Annotated in this window: 15 protein-coding genes; 10 read left to right on the top strand and 5 right to left on the bottom strand. The window is 69.6% G+C overall.

Features of this window, described 5'->3' with window-relative positions; genetic code table 11:
* The first annotated feature begins 8 nt into the window (after positions 1–8).
* Complete coding sequence (locus tag P7V53_RS14545) at positions 9–893, top strand: alpha/beta hydrolase (RefSeq protein WP_280156185.1); 885 nt, start codon at positions 9–11, stop codon at positions 891–893.
* Between the two features lie 4 nt (positions 894–897).
* Here P7V53_RS14545 and P7V53_RS14550 read toward each other — a convergent pair whose 3' ends face one another.
* Positions 898–1,320 carry a response regulator gene (locus P7V53_RS14550; protein WP_280156186.1) on the bottom strand — a complete coding sequence of 141 codons (423 nt, stop codon included), beginning with the start codon at positions 1,318–1,320 and terminating at the stop codon, positions 898–900.
* A gap of 164 nt (positions 1,321–1,484) precedes the next feature.
* Between P7V53_RS14550 and P7V53_RS14555 the strand changes: the two genes are divergently transcribed.
* From P7V53_RS14555 to P7V53_RS14595, 9 genes are read left to right on the top strand one after another with little or no spacing between them, the layout of a single operon-like run.
* Positions 1,485–1,850, top strand: coding sequence for a chemotaxis protein CheW (locus P7V53_RS14555; protein ID WP_280156187.1), 366 nt, complete (start codon positions 1,485–1,487; stop codon positions 1,848–1,850).
* The gene (locus P7V53_RS14560; protein WP_280156188.1) at positions 1,847–2,971 is read left to right on the top strand and encodes a CheR family methyltransferase; all 1,125 of its coding nucleotides are present in this window, start codon (positions 1,847–1,849) and stop codon (positions 2,969–2,971) included. The genes P7V53_RS14555 and P7V53_RS14560 overlap by 4 nt, the downstream gene beginning before the upstream one ends.
* Positions 2,968–3,576, top strand: coding sequence for a chemotaxis protein CheW (locus P7V53_RS14565; RefSeq protein ID WP_280156189.1), 609 nt, complete (start codon positions 2,968–2,970; stop codon positions 3,574–3,576). The genes P7V53_RS14560 and P7V53_RS14565 overlap by 4 nt, the downstream gene beginning before the upstream one ends.
* A 58-nt stretch (positions 3,577–3,634) precedes the next feature.
* The gene (locus tag P7V53_RS14570; RefSeq protein WP_280156190.1) at positions 3,635–5,611 is read left to right on the top strand and encodes a TonB-dependent receptor; all 1,977 of its coding nucleotides are present in this window, start codon (positions 3,635–3,637) and stop codon (positions 5,609–5,611) included.
* Complete coding sequence (locus tag P7V53_RS14575; protein ID WP_280156191.1) at positions 5,599–6,138, top strand: YfiR family protein; 540 nt, start codon at positions 5,599–5,601, stop codon at positions 6,136–6,138. Before P7V53_RS14570 ends, P7V53_RS14575 begins: the two co-directional genes overlap by 13 nt.
* Positions 6,135–7,910 carry a methyl-accepting chemotaxis protein gene (locus P7V53_RS14580; protein ID WP_280156192.1) on the top strand — a complete coding sequence of 592 codons (1,776 nt, stop codon included), beginning with the start codon at positions 6,135–6,137 and terminating at the stop codon, positions 7,908–7,910. The genes P7V53_RS14575 and P7V53_RS14580 overlap by 4 nt, the downstream gene beginning before the upstream one ends.
* A 30-nt stretch (positions 7,911–7,940) precedes the next feature.
* Positions 7,941–10,199: a response regulator gene (locus P7V53_RS14585; RefSeq protein WP_280156193.1), complete on the top strand. Its 2,259-nt coding sequence runs from the start codon at positions 7,941–7,943 to the stop codon at positions 10,197–10,199.
* Complete coding sequence (gene cheB / locus P7V53_RS14590; RefSeq protein WP_280156194.1) at positions 10,196–11,272, top strand: chemotaxis-specific protein-glutamate methyltransferase CheB; 1,077 nt, start codon at positions 10,196–10,198, stop codon at positions 11,270–11,272. Before P7V53_RS14585 ends, cheB begins: the two co-directional genes overlap by 4 nt.
* A complete protein-coding gene (locus tag P7V53_RS14595; protein WP_280156195.1) occupies positions 11,272–12,711 on the top strand; it encodes a hybrid sensor histidine kinase/response regulator in 1,440 nt (479 codons plus the stop codon). The genes cheB and P7V53_RS14595 overlap by 1 nt, the downstream gene beginning before the upstream one ends.
* Here P7V53_RS14595 and P7V53_RS14600 read toward each other — a convergent pair.
* Genes P7V53_RS14600 through P7V53_RS14615 form a run of 4 tightly spaced genes read right to left on the bottom strand, consistent with a single transcriptional unit; the run spans position 12,641 to position 16,693 of the window.
* Complete coding sequence (locus tag P7V53_RS14600; protein ID WP_280156196.1) at positions 12,641–14,065, bottom strand: sigma-54 dependent transcriptional regulator; 1,425 nt, start codon at positions 14,063–14,065, stop codon at positions 12,641–12,643. The genes P7V53_RS14595 and P7V53_RS14600 overlap by 71 nt on opposite strands.
* Positions 14,066–14,091: 26 nt before the next feature.
* Positions 14,092–14,598: a response regulator gene (locus P7V53_RS14605; protein WP_280156197.1), complete on the bottom strand. Its 507-nt coding sequence runs from the start codon at positions 14,596–14,598 to the stop codon at positions 14,092–14,094.
* Entirely contained in the window at positions 14,598–15,779 is a 1,182-nt protein-coding gene (locus P7V53_RS14610) for a DUF5666 domain-containing protein (RefSeq protein ID WP_280156198.1), read from the bottom strand. The genes P7V53_RS14605 and P7V53_RS14610 overlap by 1 nt, the downstream gene beginning before the upstream one ends.
* Complete coding sequence (locus P7V53_RS14615; RefSeq protein ID WP_280156199.1) at positions 15,776–16,693, bottom strand: DUF6502 family protein; 918 nt, start codon at positions 16,691–16,693, stop codon at positions 15,776–15,778. The genes P7V53_RS14610 and P7V53_RS14615 overlap by 4 nt, the downstream gene beginning before the upstream one ends.
* Between the last annotated feature and the right edge of the window lie 167 nt (positions 16,694–16,860).

Here is a 16,860-nt window from a genome sequence, read left to right on the forward strand (position 1 = left end):
TTCCGGCCATGCAGATCGGCGCAAACGGCATCCGCCTCGAGGTCGAGGACCACGGATCGCCCGCCGGCGAGCCGCTGGTGCTCATCATGGGACTGGGCATGCAGCTCGTGGCGTGGCACGAGGACTTCGTGCACAGCCTGGTGCAGCGCGGCTTTCGCGTGATCCGCTTCGACAACCGCGACATCGGCCTGAGCCAGGACTTCGATCATCTGGGCGTGCCCAACGTCGCTCTCGAGGCGATGAAGCATGCGGTGGGCCTGCCCGTGCGCAGTCCGTATTCGCTGGTGGACATGGCCAACGACACGGCCGCGCTGCTCGATGCGCTGGGCATCCCGAGCGCGCACGTCTGCGGCGCCTCGATGGGGGGCATGGTCGCGCAGCAACTGGCCGTGCGGCATCCGCAGCGGGTGAAAAGTCTCACGCTGATGATGACCACCAGCGGCGCGCGCCGCCTGCCGGGGCCGTCGCTGCGCGTGCGCGGCGCGCTGCTGTCGCGTCCGGCCGATCCGAAGAGCTTCGACAGCATCGTGGCGCACTACGTCCAGCTGTACAAGCTGATCGGCAGCCCGGCCTATCCGTCCAGCGATCAGTGGCTGTGGCAGCGCTTGTCGCATTCGGTGCGGCGCAGCCACCGCCCGCGCGGGGTGGCACGCCAGCTCGTGGCCATCGCGGCCGATGGCGATCGCACGCCGCTGCTGGGCCGGATCAAGGCGCCGACGCAAGTGCTGCACGGCACCGCCGATCCCCTCGTGCCCGTGGCGGGCGGACGCGATCTCGCTGCGCGCATCGCCGGCGCGAGACTCGATCTGGTCGAAGGGATGGGCCACGACCTGCCGGTGGCGTTGTGGCCACGTTTCGCCGACGCGATCAGCGCGGCGGCTTCACGCGCCTGAGGGCTCAGCCCTGGTCGGCTTCCTTGCGCGACAGCGCGCGGCGCAGTCCGGCCTCGAGCTTGTTCATGTTGAGCGGCTTGAGCCAGTAGTCGTAGGCGCCCAGGCTCATTGCCTTCACGATGTCCATGGACAAGGTGTCGGCGGTGAGCAACGTCACGCGCAGCTTGCCGCTGGCGATCTCTTCGTTCAGTGCCCGCACGACTTCCAGCCCTCCGATGTCCGGCAGGTGCATGTCGAGCAGCACGAAGTCGGGCTTCTCGGAGCGGGCCAGACGGATTCCCTCCATGCCGTTGTGCGCCTTGACCAGCGTGACACCCGGATACATCGAGAGCGCCGTCTCGATCAGGTCCATGTTGATCGGGTTGTCCTCGATATAGAGAACCTTGCCCTTGAGCTCTTCTGCCCCTCGTTCGTCGCCTGCCGCCATGTCCGCCTCGCAACGCCGGCCGATGACGACCGTCTCGGGCGATTTTGAGTTCGCGGCGTAGCCGAGTCACCTTTGGAATGCATCCCCCTGTGGTCAGCGGGGTCCTTCACGGTGCCGCCGGGGGTTCTGCTGCATGCTGGACGCAAATCGATCAGGGAATGCGAATGGGTGCGACGCAAGCGCAGCGGCTGGTGGTGTGCCGGCTCGACGACCAGCGTTTCGCGCTGCCGGTGGCGGCCATCGACAGGGTCCTGCCGGCGATGGCGTACCGGCGTCCTTCGCAACCGCAAGCCTGGCTGCACGGCGCCGTCGAAGTGCACGGCGTGGTGGTCCCGGTGCTCGACATCCGCCGCCGGCTCTGCCTGCTCCCGCGCGAACCGCAGCCGGCCGACATGTTCGTGCTGGCCACCAGCGGCGGCCGGCCCGTGGGCTTCTTCGTCGATGCCGTCGAGGACGTCGGCGACGCCAGCCCGGCCGTGCCGGTTCACGATCTCGATCGGCTGTTTCCACTGCAGCCCGGCATGCCATGAGCGAAGCCTTGCTCGATCTGATGGCGCGGCGAGTCTCCGCGCAGATGGGTCTGGCCATCGATGCGTCGCACCACGCGGCGTTGCGCAACGTGATCGACGTGCGGGGCGATGCATGGCGCTGGATCGAGGCGCCGCTGGAGCGCGAGGACATCGAGCTGCTCGCTCGGGGCCTTTCGGTCGGTGAGACCTACTTCTTCCGCGAGCCCGCGGCGTTCCAGGCGCTGGAGCATGACGTGCTGCCGCCGCTGATCGAGGCCCGTCGACGGGCCGGCCGGCGCCTGCGGCTGTGGAGCGCGGGCTGCTGCACGGGCGAGGAGGCGTACTCGCTGGTGATCATGCTGGCACGGCTGCTGCCCGACCTCGACGACTGGGACGTTCGCATCGTCGGCACCGATATTCATCCGGGCTTCCTGGAGCGCGCACGCGAGGGCGTGTACGGCGACTGGTCGTTCCGCGGCGTGCCGGCAGACCTGCGTGAGCGCTACTTCGAATGCCGCGGGCCCGACCGGCACGAGCTTCGCGCGGAACTGAAGCGGCGGGTGGAGTTTCGCTTCGGCAATCTGGCGTGCGACGCCCCGCCGGATCGCGATTTCGACATCATCCTGTGCCGCCATGTGCTGATGTACTTCGTGCCGGCACAGGCCGAGCGCGCCGTGCAGCGCGTATGCGAAGCCCTGGCGCCGGGCGGCTGGCTGGTGCTTTCATGTGCCGAAGCTGCGGTGGCGCCCCACGGTCTCGACAGGGCGCCTGTCCGGGACATGTTGTTTCATCGACGGCCGTTACCGCCCGCACCGCCGCAGCCCGCGCAAATCGACACAGCTCCGCATGGACGCCGGGCGGCGCAGCGTGCACTGCGCGGCTGCGAGGCTGCGCTGGCCGCCGATCGCTGCAACGTCTCGCTGCACTGGCTGCATGCGACGCTGCTCGAGGCAATCGGCGAGATCCAGGGTGCACGCGATGCGTTGCGCCGCGCGCTGTTCCTAGACGCCGACTTCCTGCCCGCTCACATGGCGTTGGCCAGGCTCGGAGAGCGGCAAGGTGATGAACGACTGAGGCGTCGCCATCTCGCGCAGGCGCAGCGCCTGCTCGACAGCCGGCGCCATCCGGCGTTGCCAGCGTGAAGCCGCGCCATCGCGTCGCCATCGACTGGCAGCAGATCAAGCGGCGCCTCGCCGACACCGAACGCGCGCTTGCGCGCGGCGGCGAGCTCGATCCGCAACAGCGGCGCGACATCCTCGCTGCTCGCGCCGAGGCGCTCGCGCGGCGCCCGCCGGCCGCGCTCGGCGGCGACAGCATCGAGGTGGTCGAGTTCGTCATCGCGCAACGGCATTTCGCCATCGAGGCCGAGGTCGTGCGCGAGGTGCAGGCCCTGAAAGAACTGACAGGGGTCCCTTGCACCCCGGCCTTCGTGTCAGGCATCATCAATGCTCACGGTCGCGTCATCGCGGTGATCGACCTCAAGAGATTCTTCGAACTGGGCGAGTCGGGACTGAGCGATCTGAACAAGGTGATCATCCTGCAGCAAGGGGAAATCGAGTTCGGCGTGCTTGCCGACAGCGTCGTCGGCACGAGCCGCATGCCGCTCGCCGCTCTCGATCCGCCGCCCTCCATGGGCCGACAGGCCCGGTGTCTGCGGGGCATCACGGCGCAGCACGTCATGGTGATCGACGGTGCGCGCCTGCTTGGTGATCCGGACCTCGTCGTCGACGAACAAGTGTCCCCTTGAATGCCGGCATGGTCGCGCCGCTCGGTTGTCCCGGCGGCAGAACAAGAGGTGAGGATGTATGGCACGACTGCGCGGGATCGCCATCGGTGCGAGGCATCGTCCTCTTCGCACCGATCCAGGGACTTGCCGGCGCGCACTGACCCTGTCGGCCTTCGCGCTGCAAGGCACCTGTGCGCTCGCAGCGGCCATGCAGGGCATTGAAGTGGCCGCCACACCGGCGGCGCTGTCCCGGCTGTCGATCGAGGAGCTCGCAGAGGTCGAGGTGATGGCGGTGTCCCGGCGCTCGCAGCGGCTGGCCGATGCGCCGGCCGCGGTGTACGTGATCACGCGCGACCAGATCCGCGCCGGCGGCATGACGACCCTGCCCGAGGCGCTGCGCCTCGCGCCGAACCTGCATGTCGCACGATCCAGCTCGCACACCTACGCGATCAGCGCCCGAGGCTTCAACAGCGAGAGCAGCAACAAGCTGCTCGTGATGATCGACGGCCGCACCGTCTACACGCCTCTGCATTCCGGCGTCTTCTGGGACGTGCAGGACATGCCGCTCAACGACGTCGAGCGCATCGAGGTCATCAGCGGGCCCGGCGGCACCCTGTGGGGTGCCAACGCCGTCAACGGCGTGATCAACGTCGTCACGCGTTCGGCACGCGACACGGCGGGCAGCGTCGTCGAAGCGGTGGGCGGCAACGACGATCGCGGCTTCTCGATGAGGCATGGCGTGCGCGTCGGCGACGGCGCGGCGCGGCTCTACGCCAAGCGCTTCGACCACGACGGCACGCAGCGTGCCGACGGTAGCACGGTCGCCGATGCGTGGAAGCACACGCAGGCCGGCTTTCGCGCCGATGTCGGCGCGCCGGCTTCGGCGTGGACGCTGCAAGGCGATGCCTACGAAGGCAAGGCCCAGGTACCCGGCCTTCCGGAGCGCCGCGTCTCGGGTGCCAACGCGCTCGCCCGCTGGAGCCGCCAGCTGGGTGCGCGCGAGGAGCTGCATCTGCAGCTCTACCTCGACACCTACAAGCGTCGCCAACCTGGCCTCTTCACCGAGGACCTCGACACGGTCGACATCGATGCCCAGCACCAGTTCACCTGGCGCCGCGCGCACGACGTGGTGTGGGGCGCAGGCCTGCGGCACCAGCGCGACCACACGGCGGCGGGTCCGCTGTTCGCCTTCGTGCCGGCCGACAGCCGGCTGCGGCTGTTCAACGTGTTCGCGCAGGACACCGTGTCCCTGGCCGAGCGCTGGAAGCTGACCTTCGGTCTCAAGCTCGAGCGCAACAGCTACACCGGCCTCGAGCACCAGCCGAACCTGCGCCTCGCCTGGAAGCGCGACGAGCAATCGTTGTGGTGGGCCGCCGTCTCGCGGGCGGTGCGCACACCCTCGCGCCTGGACCGCGCCTTCCAGGTCTTCGTGCCGCTGCCGGCGCCGTACGGCGGGTCGCTGGCCGGCGGTCCGAACTTCGTCTCCGAGTCGCTCACCGCGTTCGAGGTCGGGCATCGGGCGCAGCCGGGCGCGTCCACTTCGTTTTCCGTCAATGCCTTCTACAACCGGCATCAGCGGCTGCGCAGCATCGAGCCCGCCGGCGCGGGCGCCTTCGTGATCGGCAATGGCGTGCAGGGCCATGTCAGCGGGGTGGAGGCCTGGGGGAGCCATCAGGTCAGCGCCAGCTGGCGCGTGCATGCAGGGCTGAGCCTGCTCAGCGAGGATCTGCGCTTTGCGCCCGGAAGCGCCGATCCGGGACTGCCGACCACGGGCGGCAACGATCCCAGGCATCAGTTCCAGCTGCGCTCGAGCTGGAGCCTCCCGCGCGGCGTGCTGCTCGAACTCGGCTTGCGCGCCGTGGGTGCACTGCCGAACCCGGCCGTGCCGGCCTACACCGCGCTCGACGCGCGAGTGGCGTGGAGCCCGCGGCCGGACCTGGAGCTTTCGCTGACGGGCTTCAACCTGCCCGATGAACGCCATGCCGAATTCGGCGCACCGCCGGCTCGCAGCGAGCTGGGCCGCCGCATCCTGCTGAGGGCCCTATGGAGCCTGTGAAGCCGACCGTGTGGCGAGCGACGATCGCAGTGGTGCTGGCCGCTGCCGGTGCCGTCGTTTCCGCCGCGCCGGCAGAGCCGCTGGAGTACGCCGTCAAGGCGGCCTATCTCGTCAAGTTCCCCTTCTACGTCGAATGGCCGCCGGCGGCCTTCAGCAGCCCGACCGCCCCGCTCAATGTGTGCGTCGTCGGCGACGATCCCTTCGGCAACCTGCTCGACGAGGCGGCAGCCGGGCAGCAGGTGCAGGGCCGGCCACTGGCGCTCAAGCGCATGAAGACGTTCGCGCGCGACGCGGGCTGCCATGTGGTCTACGTCGGTGCCGACATGAAGGCCGATGTCCTGCGGGGCAGCGGGGCGCTGATCGTCACCGATGCCTTCCCGAGCGGGAGCGGCGTGATCCACTTCGTCATCAAGGACAACCGCGTGCGCTTCACCGTCGACGACGAGGCGGCGTCGCAGGCGGGCCTGGCCATCAGCTCCAAGCTGCTGAGCGTCGCGCTGGCCGTCAAGCCGAGGGCACAGAAATGACCCGCTGGCTCGTCGACATCCCGATCCGCCGCAAGCTGCTGGTCATCACCGTGCTCGCCGTGGCGGTCGCGCTGCTGCTCGCCGGCAGCGTCATCGTCGGCTATGAGATCTACACCTATCGGCAGCAGAAGTCGCAGGAGATCGTCGTGCAGGCCGAAATGCTGGCGGCGAGCGTGACAGCGCCGCTGGAGTTCAACGACCGCAAGGCGGCACAGGAGTACCTCAACACGCTGCGCGCCAACCGCGACTTCACCGCCGCCGCCATCTATGCGGGCGACGGCTCGCTGTTCGCGAGCTACAGCCGCGCCGGATCGGCCGGGCCGCCGGTGCCGCCGCGCGCGCAGGCCATCGACCGCCACTTCGAGGCCAACGAGCTCGTCGCCTTCTGGCCGGCGCGCGAAGGCCAGCGCCAAGTGGGCACCGTGTACCTGCGCCTCAGCACCGAGCCGCTGGTGCTCAGGCTGACCCGCTATGGCGGCATCATCCTCATCGTGATGCTCGGCTCGTTGCTCATCACGCTGCCGGTGTCGGCGCGAATGCATGCGGTGATCGCCGCGCCGCTGCGCGAGATGGCCGACGCGGCGCGTCGCGTGGCCGCCGGCGAAGTCGTCGTGCGACCGCCATCGGCACGGCGTCTGGACGAGATCGGCCAGCTCGAGGACGCCTTCACCCAGATGGGCGCGTCGCTGCAGCAGAAGGCCGACATCGCGCGCCGGATCGCCGCTGGCGACCTGGCCGTGGAGGTGGTGCCGCAGTCGCAGCACGACGTGCTCGGCAACGCCCTGGTGGCGATGGTCGACAACCTGCAGCACAAGGCGGCGACCGCCAAGCTCATCGCCACGGGCGATCTCACCGTGCAGGTGACCCTTCAATCCGAGCGCGACGAGCTCGGCCGCGCCTTCGCCACCATGGTGGGCAACCTGCGCGAGCTCAACCGTCAGGTCAGCGAAGGCGTCGGCGTGCTCGGCAGCTCCACCAGCGCCATTCTGGCGGGCACGACCCAGGTGGTGGCCGGCACGACGCAGGCAGCGGCGGTCATCACGCAGACGGCTGTCACGCTCGACGAGGTGAAGCAGACCGCGCTGGTCTCGACGCAGAAGGCCCGGTACGTGTCCGAGACCGCGCAGAAGGCGGCGCAGGTCTCGCAGACCGGCCGGCGCTCCGTCGAGGATGCGATCGAAGGCATGCAGCAGATCCGCGAGCAGATGGAGATGATCGCCGAGAGCATCATGCGACTGTCGGAGCAGACCCAGGCCATCGGCGAGATCATCGCGAGCGTCAACGACCTGTCCGAGCAGTCGAACCTGCTGGCCGTCAACGCGGCCATCGAAGCGGCCAAGGCCGGTGAGCACGGCGTCGGTTTCGCGGTCGTTGCGCTCGAGGTGAAGAGCCTGGCGGCGCAGTCGCGCCAGGCGACCGCGCAGGTGCGCACCATCCTGGGCGACATCCAGAAGGCCACCAGCCATGCGGTCGCAGCGGCCGAGCAGGGCGCCAAGGCCGTCGATGCGGGAGCGCGCCAGTCCAAGGATGCAGGCGAGGCGATCCAGCGCCTGGCCGACAGCATCGCCGAGAGCGCCTCCGCGGCCAGCCAGATCGCGGTGTCGGCGCAGCAGCAGCTCGTCGGCATGGATCAGCTGGCGCAGGCCATGGGCAACATCCGGACCGCGACGACGCAGAACATGGACAGCACGCGCCAGGCGGAGATGGCGGCACACCAGTTGCACGAGCTGGGCCAGCGGCTCAAGGGCATGGTGGGGCAATACCGGGTGTAGGGCCCCTCCACAGACACGGCAGCACCCACAGTGGCCACCGAAGACGACAGCTTCCTGCGACAGCTCCTGGCCACGTTCCAGGTCGAGGCCGAGGAGCACCTGGGCGCGATGTCGAGCCTGCTGCTCGCGCTCGAGCGCTCGCCGCCCGGCGAGGAGGTGGCGGGCACCATCGAGACGCTGTTTCGCGAGGCGCACAGCCTCAAGGGCGCGGCGCGCTCGGTGAACCTGGCCGACATCGAGCAGGTGTGCCAGGCGTTGGAGCGTGTGCTCGCCGCGATGAAGCGGCAGGAGCTCGCGCCGTCGCCCGAATTCCTCGATGCTTTCCATCGCACGCTCGACGGCCTGTCGACTCTGCTGGCCGCGCACCTGGGGGGCGCGACCGCCGACCCCGCGGCGCCGGTCGTGCTCGCGCGCTCGCTCGATGCGCTGCTGGCGCCCGCGCGCGGTGCCGCCCCGTTGTCACCGGCCGCGCGGCCTGCGTCGCTGGCGGAGCCCGCTCTTGCGGCCGCGCCGTCCAGCGAGACGGTGCGCGTGGCGACTGCCAAGCTCGAAAGCCTGATGACCCAGGCCGACGAGCTGCAGGCGTTCAAGCTGGGCGCCGAACACCTGGTCGCCGAACTGCACGCGCTGGGGCGCACGCTGGAGGACCGGCGTCGGCAGATCGAGAAGGCGGCGCGAAACGCGCGTGCGCTGCGCCGCGTGGGTGCCGCAGCCGAATCCAACGGAAGAGGGCGACAGCTGCTGTCGCAGGTGCTTGACAGCGCTGAGCGCGAGACCGTGCTCGTCAAGGAGCTTGCCGACCGTGTGATGCAGCTCGAGCGCTCGGCCGACCGCGATCGCCGCGGCCTGGGCCAGCGTGTCGACCGCCTTCAGGCCGACATGCGGCAGGCGCTGATGCTGCCGTTCTCGACACTGCTGGTCGCCATGCCCAAGCTCGTGCGCGACCTCGCGCAAGCCGGCGGCAAGGACATCGAGCTGCAGATGAACGGCACCAGCCTCGAGGTGGACCGGCGCATCCTCGAGCAGCTGAAGACGCCGCTGGTGCACCTGATCCGCAACGCGGTCGACCACGGGATCGAGCCGCCGCTCGAAAGGCAGCGACGCGGCAAGTCGCCGCGCGGGCTCATCCGGATCGACATCGTGCCTCGCGAGGGCAACCGCATCGAGCTGGCGCTGTCCGATGACGGCGCAGGCATCGCACTCGCGCATGTGCAGACCCAGGCCGAGCGCATGGGCCTCTGGAAGCCGGGAGCCGACGCCACGCAGACGGCGGACCTCGTGTTCGCCTCGGGCCTGTCGACCAGCCCCATCCTCACCGACCTCTCCGGCCATGGCCTCGGCCTGGCCATCGTGCGCGAGAAGATCGAACGGCTGGGTGGCAGCGTGAGCCTCCAGCTTCGGTCGGACGAGCCGGGCACGCGCTTCTCGATCGTGGTGCCCGCCACGCTGGCGAGCTTTCGCGGGCTCCTCGTGTCGGTCGCCGAGCAGATGTTCGTGCTGCCCTCGCGCCACGTGGAGCGTGTCGTCCGCGCCCCGGGCTCGGCCGTACAGCGCGGCGACGGCGGCGATGCGGTGATGCTCGGCAGCGAATCGCTGCCGCTGGTGCCGCTGGCTGCGGCGCTCGGGCTGGCGCCGCATCCGCGCCGGCACACCGACCGGCGCGAGCCGATGCTGCAGCTCGTGGTCGCGGCCAGCGGCGAGCGGCGCGTCGCCTTCGCGGTCGACGAGGTCATCGGCGACCAGGAGGTGCTGGTCAAGCCGCTCGCGCCGCCGCTGCGCCGCGTGCGCAACATCGCCGGCGCGATCGTGCTCGCCGGGGGGCGAGTCGTTCCGCTGCTGAACGTGGCCGACCTCGTGAAGATGAGCAGCTCGCCGGCCGCGCGGGCACCGAGCGAAGGCGGGTCCGAGCTGACGCGAGGCCGGCCGCGTGCGTCGCTGCTGCTGGCGGAAGACTCGATCACTTCGCGCGAGCGCCTGAAGAACATCCTCGAATCCGCCGGCTACGAGGTGACGACCGCCGCCGACGGCATGGCCGCACTGGCGAGCCTGCAAAGCGGGCACTTCGATCTGCTGGTGTCCGACGTCGAGATGCCTCGGCTCGACGGGTTCGGCCTCACCGAGCGCGTGCGGCGGGACAAGCGCCTGGCCGAGCTTCCGGTGGTGCTGGTCACCGCGCTCGATTCGCGCGAGGACAAGGAGCGCGGCGTCGAGGTGGGCGCCAACGCGTACATCGCCAAGAGCGGCTTCGACCAGCGCCGACTGCTGGCCACCATCCGGGCCCTGATATGAGCAGCAGCGGCCCGGGCAGTGCCGAACCGATTCGAGTCCTTGTCGTCGACGATTCGGCCTCCAGCCGCGCGCTGCTGGTGGGCATGCTCAACGCCGATGCGCGCGTGCAGGTGGTCGGCATCGCGGCCGACGGCGAGGCCGCGGTGGCCGCGGCGCACCGGCTGAAGCCCGACGTCATCACGATGGACATCCACCTGCCGAAGCTCGACGGCTTCGCAGCGACCCGCCGCATCATGGAAAGCTGCCCGACACGCATCGTGATGGTGACGTCGAGCTCGTTGCCGGACGAGGTCGCATCGAGCTTTCAGGCACTCGAATCGGGCGCGCTGGCCGTGCTCGGCAAGCCGCCGGGACCGGGGCATTCGCAGTTCGCCGCGGCGCGCGAGGAACTGCTGCGCACGGTGACGCTGATGGCCGAAGTGCCCGTGGTGCGCCGCTGGCCGGCGGCCGGACGACGCGCCAACGAGCTTTCCCCGCCATTGCGCTCGGAGGCCAGAGACGTGGGCCTGGTCGTGATCGGCGCGTCCACCGGTGGACCGCTGGCGCTGCAGGCCATCCTGTCCCGGCTGCGTCCCGGCTTCCGCGCACCCATCGTCATCGTGCAGCACATCTCGCTGGGCTTTGCCGACGGGCTGGTGCAGTGGCTCACGCGCAGCAGCGGCTATGAGGTGCGGGTCGCCGCCGACGGCGACGCCCTGCGGCCGGGGGTCGCCTATGTGGCGCCCGACGAGGCGCAGACCACCGTGCACGGCAGCGGGCACATCGTGCTGACCCACGCTCCTGCGGAGAACGGCTTTCGCCCCTCGGTCGCGACGCTGTTCCGCTCCGCCGCCGAGCAGTACGGCGGCCGTGCCGTGGGCATCCTGCTGACCGGCATGGGGCACGACGGGGCACGGGAGCTGAAGGCCCTGCGCGATGCGGGCGCGCTGACCATGGTGCAGGACAGCGAGAGCGCGGCGATCTACGGCATGCCGGGCGAAGCGGTGCGGCTGGGAGCCGCCATGCACGTGCTGTCGCCCGAGGCCATCGCGGCCACCCTGAACCGTCTGGTCGAGGCCGAAGGGAGCCGATGATGTCGTCGACGCAAGCCTCCTCGGGCATCGAGATCCTGCTGGTGGAAGACAGTCCGACGCAGGCGGCGCGGCTGCGACACCTGATGGAAAGCCGCGGCTTCTCGACGCGGGTGGCCGGCAACGGCCGGCAGGCGCTGGCCGCCCTGCACGAGCGCGGCGCCAGCCTGGTGCTCTCCGACGTGGTGATGCCGGAGATGGACGGCTACACGCTGTGCCGCACGCTCAAGTCGGATCCGGTGCTGCGCCATACGCCGGTCATCCTCGTCACGTCGCTCACCGATCCGAAGGACATCGTCAGCGGCCTCGAGTGCGGGGCGGACAATTTCGTGCGCAAGCCCTACGCCGACGACTACCTGCTCAAGCGCATCCAGCACGTGCTGATCAACCAGGAGCTGCGCCGTGCGGATCACAACCGCATGGAGCTCGGCATCATGGTCTACCTCGGCGGCCAGAAGCACTTCGTCAATGCGGAGCGTCAGCAGATCCTCGACCTGCTGATCTCCACGTACGAGCAGGCGGTGTCGGTCAACGAGGAGCTGCAGGCGCGCGAGCTGCAGATCAGCGAGCTCAACGCCAGCCTCGCGCGCCGGGCCGCCGAGCTGGAGCAGATCAATGCCGAGATCGCGCGCAAGAACCTCGAGCTGCAGCGCGCGAGCGGCATGAAGTCGGAGTTCGTCGCCAACATGTCGCACGAGCTGCGCACGCCGCTCAACGCCATCATGGGCTTCTCCGAGATGCTGAAGGACGGGCTGCTGGGCGAGCTCGGCGAGCGCCAGCGCAACGCGTCCGCGGCGATCTTCGACAGCGGCATGCACCTGCTTTCACTGATCAACGACATCCTCGACTTGTCGCGCATCGAGGCGGGCAAGATGGAGCTCGAGCTCGAAAGCACCGACGTCGACGAGCTGCTGTCCAACAGCATGCTGATGCTGAAGGCGCGGGCGACCGCCCACGGCATCCGGCTCGAAGTCGAAGCCGAGGCGGCCGAGCCGGTGACGGTGGACCGGCGCAAGGCGCGCCAGATCGTCTACAACCTGCTGTCGAATGCCGTGAAGTTCACGCCCGACGGCGGGACCGTGGTGCTGCGGGCATGCAGGGTGGACGCCGCGCGGTCGGAAGGCATGCAGCCGGTCGTCCAGACGAAGGCGGCGTCGGACAAGGGCTATCTCGAGATCGGCATCGTCGACACCGGCATCGGCATCGCGGCCGAGGACATGGGGCGGCTGTTCCGGCCCTTCGCCCAGCTCGACAGCGGTCTGTCGCGCAAGTACGAGGGCAGCGGATTGGGCCTCGCTCTGGTGAAGCAGCTCGTCGAGCTGCACGCCGGCGCGCTCGCGGTGCAAAGCCGCGTCGGCCAGGGCACGACGTTCAAGGTGTGGCTGCCGTACCGCGAGCCGGTGCCTCAGGCGGCGTCATCAGGCGCTGGCGCCGACCGGTGAGCTGCGGCGGCGACCATTCGCGCAGCCAGTTGTAGAGCGTCTTCACGCTGATGCCGAGGGCATCGCAGGTGCGCTGGTGATGACCGTCGAAGTGCTCCAGCGTCGCCAGCGTCACCTGGCGCTGGATCTCGTCCCAGCGCATCCCCACCTGCACCCACAGTGCGGGCGGGTCCTCGTGATGCTCGGCCACGCTGCGCCGCACGTGCTCGGTGCCGGGCAGGCAGGCATCGACGATCACGGTGTCGGTCGCCATCACGTAGGCGCGATGCACGATGTTGCGCAGCTCCCGCACGTTGCCAGGCCAGGCATACGCGTTCCATTGCGCAAGGACCTCCGGTGACACGCGCCTGGAGACGCCCTCCTGGCGCGCAATGGCCTGCAGGAAATGGCCCGCGAGCAGTTCGATGTCTTCCGCACGTGCGCGCAGCGGCGGCAAGTGGATCGGAAACACGTTGAGGCGGTAGAACAGGTCTTCGCGCAGTCGGCCTTCCTCCACGGCACGTTGCGGCTCGCGGTTGGTGGCCGCGATCAGCCGCACATTGCAGTGGCGAAGCTGGGTCGCGCCCACACGCAGGAAGCTGCCGGTCTCCAGCACGCGCAGCAGCTTGACCTGCAGCTCGAGCGGCATTTCGGTGATCTCGTCGAGGAACAGCGTGCCGCCGTCGGCACGCTCGAACAGGCCTGCATGCTCCCGATCGGCGCCGGTGAAGCTGCCCTTCTCGTGGCCGAAGAGCTCGCTCTCCATCAGGTTGGGCGAGATCGCGCCGCAGTTCACGGCCAGGAAGGGGGCGTGGCGGCGCGGACTCATGTCGTGCAGCGTGCTGGCGGCCAGTTCCTTGCCGCTGCCGCTCTCTCCGGTGAGCAGCACCGTGACGCCGGTTACCGCGACGCGCTCGATCTGCCGGAACACCCGGTGCATCGACGGCGATCGTCCGAGCAGCCGGCCGAAGCACTCGTCATCGCGCGCCGAGCCGCCGTGCAGGCCGCGCTCGCGTGCCGGCACCCTGTGCAGGCGCGACAGCAGCTCCTCCAGCTGCCGCGGGGCGACCGGCTTGAGCAGGTAGTCGACCGCGCCGAGGCGCAGCGCCTGGATGGAGCTCTCGACGTCGCCGTGGCCGGTGACGAGCACGATGTCGCTGCGCGCACGCAGTGCCACGTCTTCCAGCAACCGCATGCCGCTGCCGTCGGGCAGCTTCAGGTCGCAGAACACGAGGTCGGGTGTCTGCAGGGCCATCTGCCGGCGTGCGTCGTACAGCGACCCGGCAGTGGCCACGGTGTAGCCCTGGGACGCGATCAACATGGCCATCGTCGTCGCGGTGTCCCGTTCGTCATCGACCACCAGCACATGCGACATCGAACTACTCCTTGACCATCGCTTGCTCAGCCGAGCGCTTCGCAGCGTCGAGCACCCAGCATGTAATGCAGCACCAGCTCGCCGAACTCGCGCACCGAGAAGGGCTTGCGCAGCACGCGGTCCATGCCGGCCGACAGATAGCTTTCGCATTCGTCGCTCATGCAGCTCGCCGTGACCGCCACGACGGGCAGCGGCGCACGGCCGGCGGCGCGCTCCCAGCTGCGGATGAAGCGCGTCGCCTCGACGCCGTCGATCACCGGAAGCTGCACGTCCATCAACACCAGCGTGTAGGCGCCGGATTTCACCGCCGTGACAGCCTGCAGTCCGTCGGTGACCAGGCGTGCCTCGATGCCGAAGCGCTCCAGGAACAGCATCAGCACCAGGCCCTGCACGGGATCGTCTTCGACGACCAGCACACGCATCGCATCGCGCAGCGGCGCGGGAACCGTGTCGCACAGTGCGAAGTCGGAGTCGCGGCCGGGCACCGCGCGGGCGGTCGCGGCGGGGGGTCGGGTGCACAGCGCTTGTTTCATCACTTGAACTCGATGCGGGTGGCGCGCACCTGGCGACCGCCCGACAGCACGCCCTTCACGTCGACGCGCGCACCGGCCTGCAAGCCGCTGGCAGCGCCGTTGACGAACACGGTCGCTGCGTCGAAGGTCACCGTGACGCCGCGCACCTGGAATGACTGCGCCGCGGTGTCGACCGACGCGATGCGTCCCTCGACCTCGAATTCCTCCTCGTCGTCGCGGCCGCCATCCTTGGCCTTCTTGACCGAGATCTTCTCCGCGACCAGCACGCCACCTTTCATGCGGCCCTCGATCTCGATGCGCGCGCCGTTCTCGATCTGCGAGGCGCTGCCCTTCGTGAACTCGACGCCGCTGCCGCTGGCGTTCACCGTCACGCCCTTGACCTTGAAATCGGCCAGGCTGTTGAAGCCGCCGACATAGCCCTCGAGCTCGACCGCGATGCCGTCGAGCAGCCCGGGCAGCGCGGTGCGGATGCGCGTGGCGATCCAGCGTCCGCCTTGCTGCGCTTTCTGCAGCTCGACCCGCGCGAGGGCGCCGTTCGCAAGTCCGGGAAGCTGCGCGGCCGGGATGCCGGCGTAGCTGATGTTCGCGCCCCCGATGGCAAAGGTCTCGGCGGCGGTGTCCAGGCCCGTGATCGGCCCTACCAGCTTGTACGCGTCGAGCGAGCTCTTGCGCTCGATGCGCGTGGCGGCATACGTGCCGGTGGCGGGATCGAAGAAGGCGAACACCTCGACGGCGTCGCCGGCGTGCAGGTCGGCCAGCCCGGACAGGCCGTCGAGGACGGTGTTGACGTCGATGCGCACCGTCTGGCCGAGCACGCCGAAGCTGCCGGCGCCTACGCTGCTCACGGGTCCCTTGATTTCGCTGCCGAATACGACCTTCTGTGCAGTGCTCGTGGCTTGGCCCGCGACGATCCGGATCGGCCCGGCCTCCACCTCGACGGTCATGCCGAGCTTGAGCGCGTCGGCGGCGTGGGCCACGCCCTCGTCGTCGGCGATGGCCGCGGCGGACTCGTCGAAATGCACGCCGTTGACCACGATGGAGCCGAAGCCGGAGATGCGGCCGCTGGAGAAGGCTGCGGCCGGCGCGCCGGTGCCGCCGGTGTCGACGCCGCCGCCGCCGCAGCCTGCTGCCAGCGCCAGCAGCCAGGCGCTGCAGAGGAGGAGAAGGCGGGTAAAGCTCATTCGGTGCTCCGTCGGCGGCGCGCCGGCCGGGAGGGGGTCTTCGCGGGCTGGCCGTCGGGCGCGGCACTCGCGCGCTCCATCGGCTCCGCATAGGAATACATGCCGATGCGCACGCGCTGGTCCTGCCGGCGGGCCGCGGCTTCGTCTTCCTCGATGAACTGGCGGACCACGGGCACCAGCGCGCGCACCAGCGATTGCCATTGCTCGCTGACGATGGGACGCAGCCGCTCCAGCGACTCGCTGGACAGCCCGTCGGCGAACATCGCCTGTTCGAGGTGGCGCGGCGCCGCGCCCATGACGTTGGACACCGCGGCCGACAGATGGTCGCCGACGTTGGCGCCCAGGAAGCCGAACAGCCGCTTGTCGTCGCCGCTGGGGACGAAGGTCTCGCGCAGCAGCACCACGCTGTCGCTGGCGTCGTCGACCCTGGCCAGGCCGAGTCGGCACAGCTCTTCGAGCAGGCTGCGCGGATGCACGTCCTTGGTCACCGATTGCGCCAGGCTTTCGAAGCTGGGGGCTGCGCCCTGACGCGGCAGCGATTTGCGTGGGGCGCCCTTGTGCCGCAGCTTCGGATCGGTGAGCCAGCGCGCGAACAGCTCGGTGGCCGGCGCGCGCCTGGGCGGTGCCTCGGGCGTGTCGGCCTTGATGAGGCGGGTGACCTCGCGGCGGTTGATACCAGTGGCGGCACTGACGCGGCTGACGGCGCGGTGCGGCGGAACATCGGGGTGTGCCTCGCGCGCGGCCTGCACGAAAGCGGCACGCATCAGTTCGTCGAACTCGGCGTACTGCATGCCGCGCGCGACCGCCAGCCGAGCGAGCGGGGCCATGACCGGCTGACATGCGTGCAGCAGCAACGCATCGTCGGCCCGGGCGGGCGAGCCGGCAGTGGCGGGCGTGTCGGGCGCGAAGTCCAAGGGTCGCTCACTTCCCTGTGTCCATCATTCAGTCTAAATGTGCCATCTGCACATTTCAACAAGGGCGTGGTGAATCCGTCACAGGAGTTCACGCGGATGCTGGGGAGAGAAGAAGGGAAACGCAGCGGGGAGCGCCGCGGACGACAGCGAGGGCGAGGGATCGAAGG

Origin of the sequence: Piscinibacter sp. XHJ-5, assembly GCF_029855045.1 — a bacterium.
Classification (GTDB): Bacteria; Pseudomonadota; Gammaproteobacteria; order Burkholderiales; family Burkholderiaceae_C; genus Albitalea.

Excerpts from the sequence above, each read along its gene's own strand:
- P7V53_RS14545 (WP_280156185.1), top strand. The coding sequence starts at position 9 with ATGCAGATCGGCGCAAACGGCATCCGCCTCGAGGTCGAGGACCACGGA.
- P7V53_RS14550 (WP_280156186.1), bottom strand. The coding sequence starts at position 1,320 with ATGGCGGCAGGCGACGAACGAGGGGCAGAAGAGCTCAAGGGCAAGGTT.
- P7V53_RS14555 (WP_280156187.1), top strand. The coding sequence starts at position 1,485 with ATGGGTGCGACGCAAGCGCAGCGGCTGGTGGTGTGCCGGCTCGACGAC.
- P7V53_RS14560 (WP_280156188.1), top strand. The coding sequence starts at position 1,847 with ATGAGCGAAGCCTTGCTCGATCTGATGGCGCGGCGAGTCTCCGCGCAG.
- P7V53_RS14570 (WP_280156190.1), top strand. The coding sequence starts at position 3,635 with ATGGCACGACTGCGCGGGATCGCCATCGGTGCGAGGCATCGTCCTCTT.
- P7V53_RS14575 (WP_280156191.1), top strand. The coding sequence starts at position 5,599 with ATGGAGCCTGTGAAGCCGACCGTGTGGCGAGCGACGATCGCAGTGGTG.
- P7V53_RS14580 (WP_280156192.1), top strand. The coding sequence starts at position 6,135 with ATGACCCGCTGGCTCGTCGACATCCCGATCCGCCGCAAGCTGCTGGTC.
- cheB (WP_280156194.1), top strand. The coding sequence starts at position 10,196 with ATGAGCAGCAGCGGCCCGGGCAGTGCCGAACCGATTCGAGTCCTTGTC.
- P7V53_RS14595 (WP_280156195.1), top strand. The coding sequence starts at position 11,272 with ATGTCGTCGACGCAAGCCTCCTCGGGCATCGAGATCCTGCTGGTGGAA.
- P7V53_RS14600 (WP_280156196.1), bottom strand. The coding sequence starts at position 14,065 with ATGTCGCATGTGCTGGTGGTCGATGACGAACGGGACACCGCGACGACG.
- P7V53_RS14605 (WP_280156197.1), bottom strand. The coding sequence starts at position 14,598 with ATGAAACAAGCGCTGTGCACCCGACCCCCCGCCGCGACCGCCCGCGCG.
- P7V53_RS14610 (WP_280156198.1), bottom strand. The coding sequence starts at position 15,779 with ATGAGCTTTACCCGCCTTCTCCTCCTCTGCAGCGCCTGGCTGCTGGCG.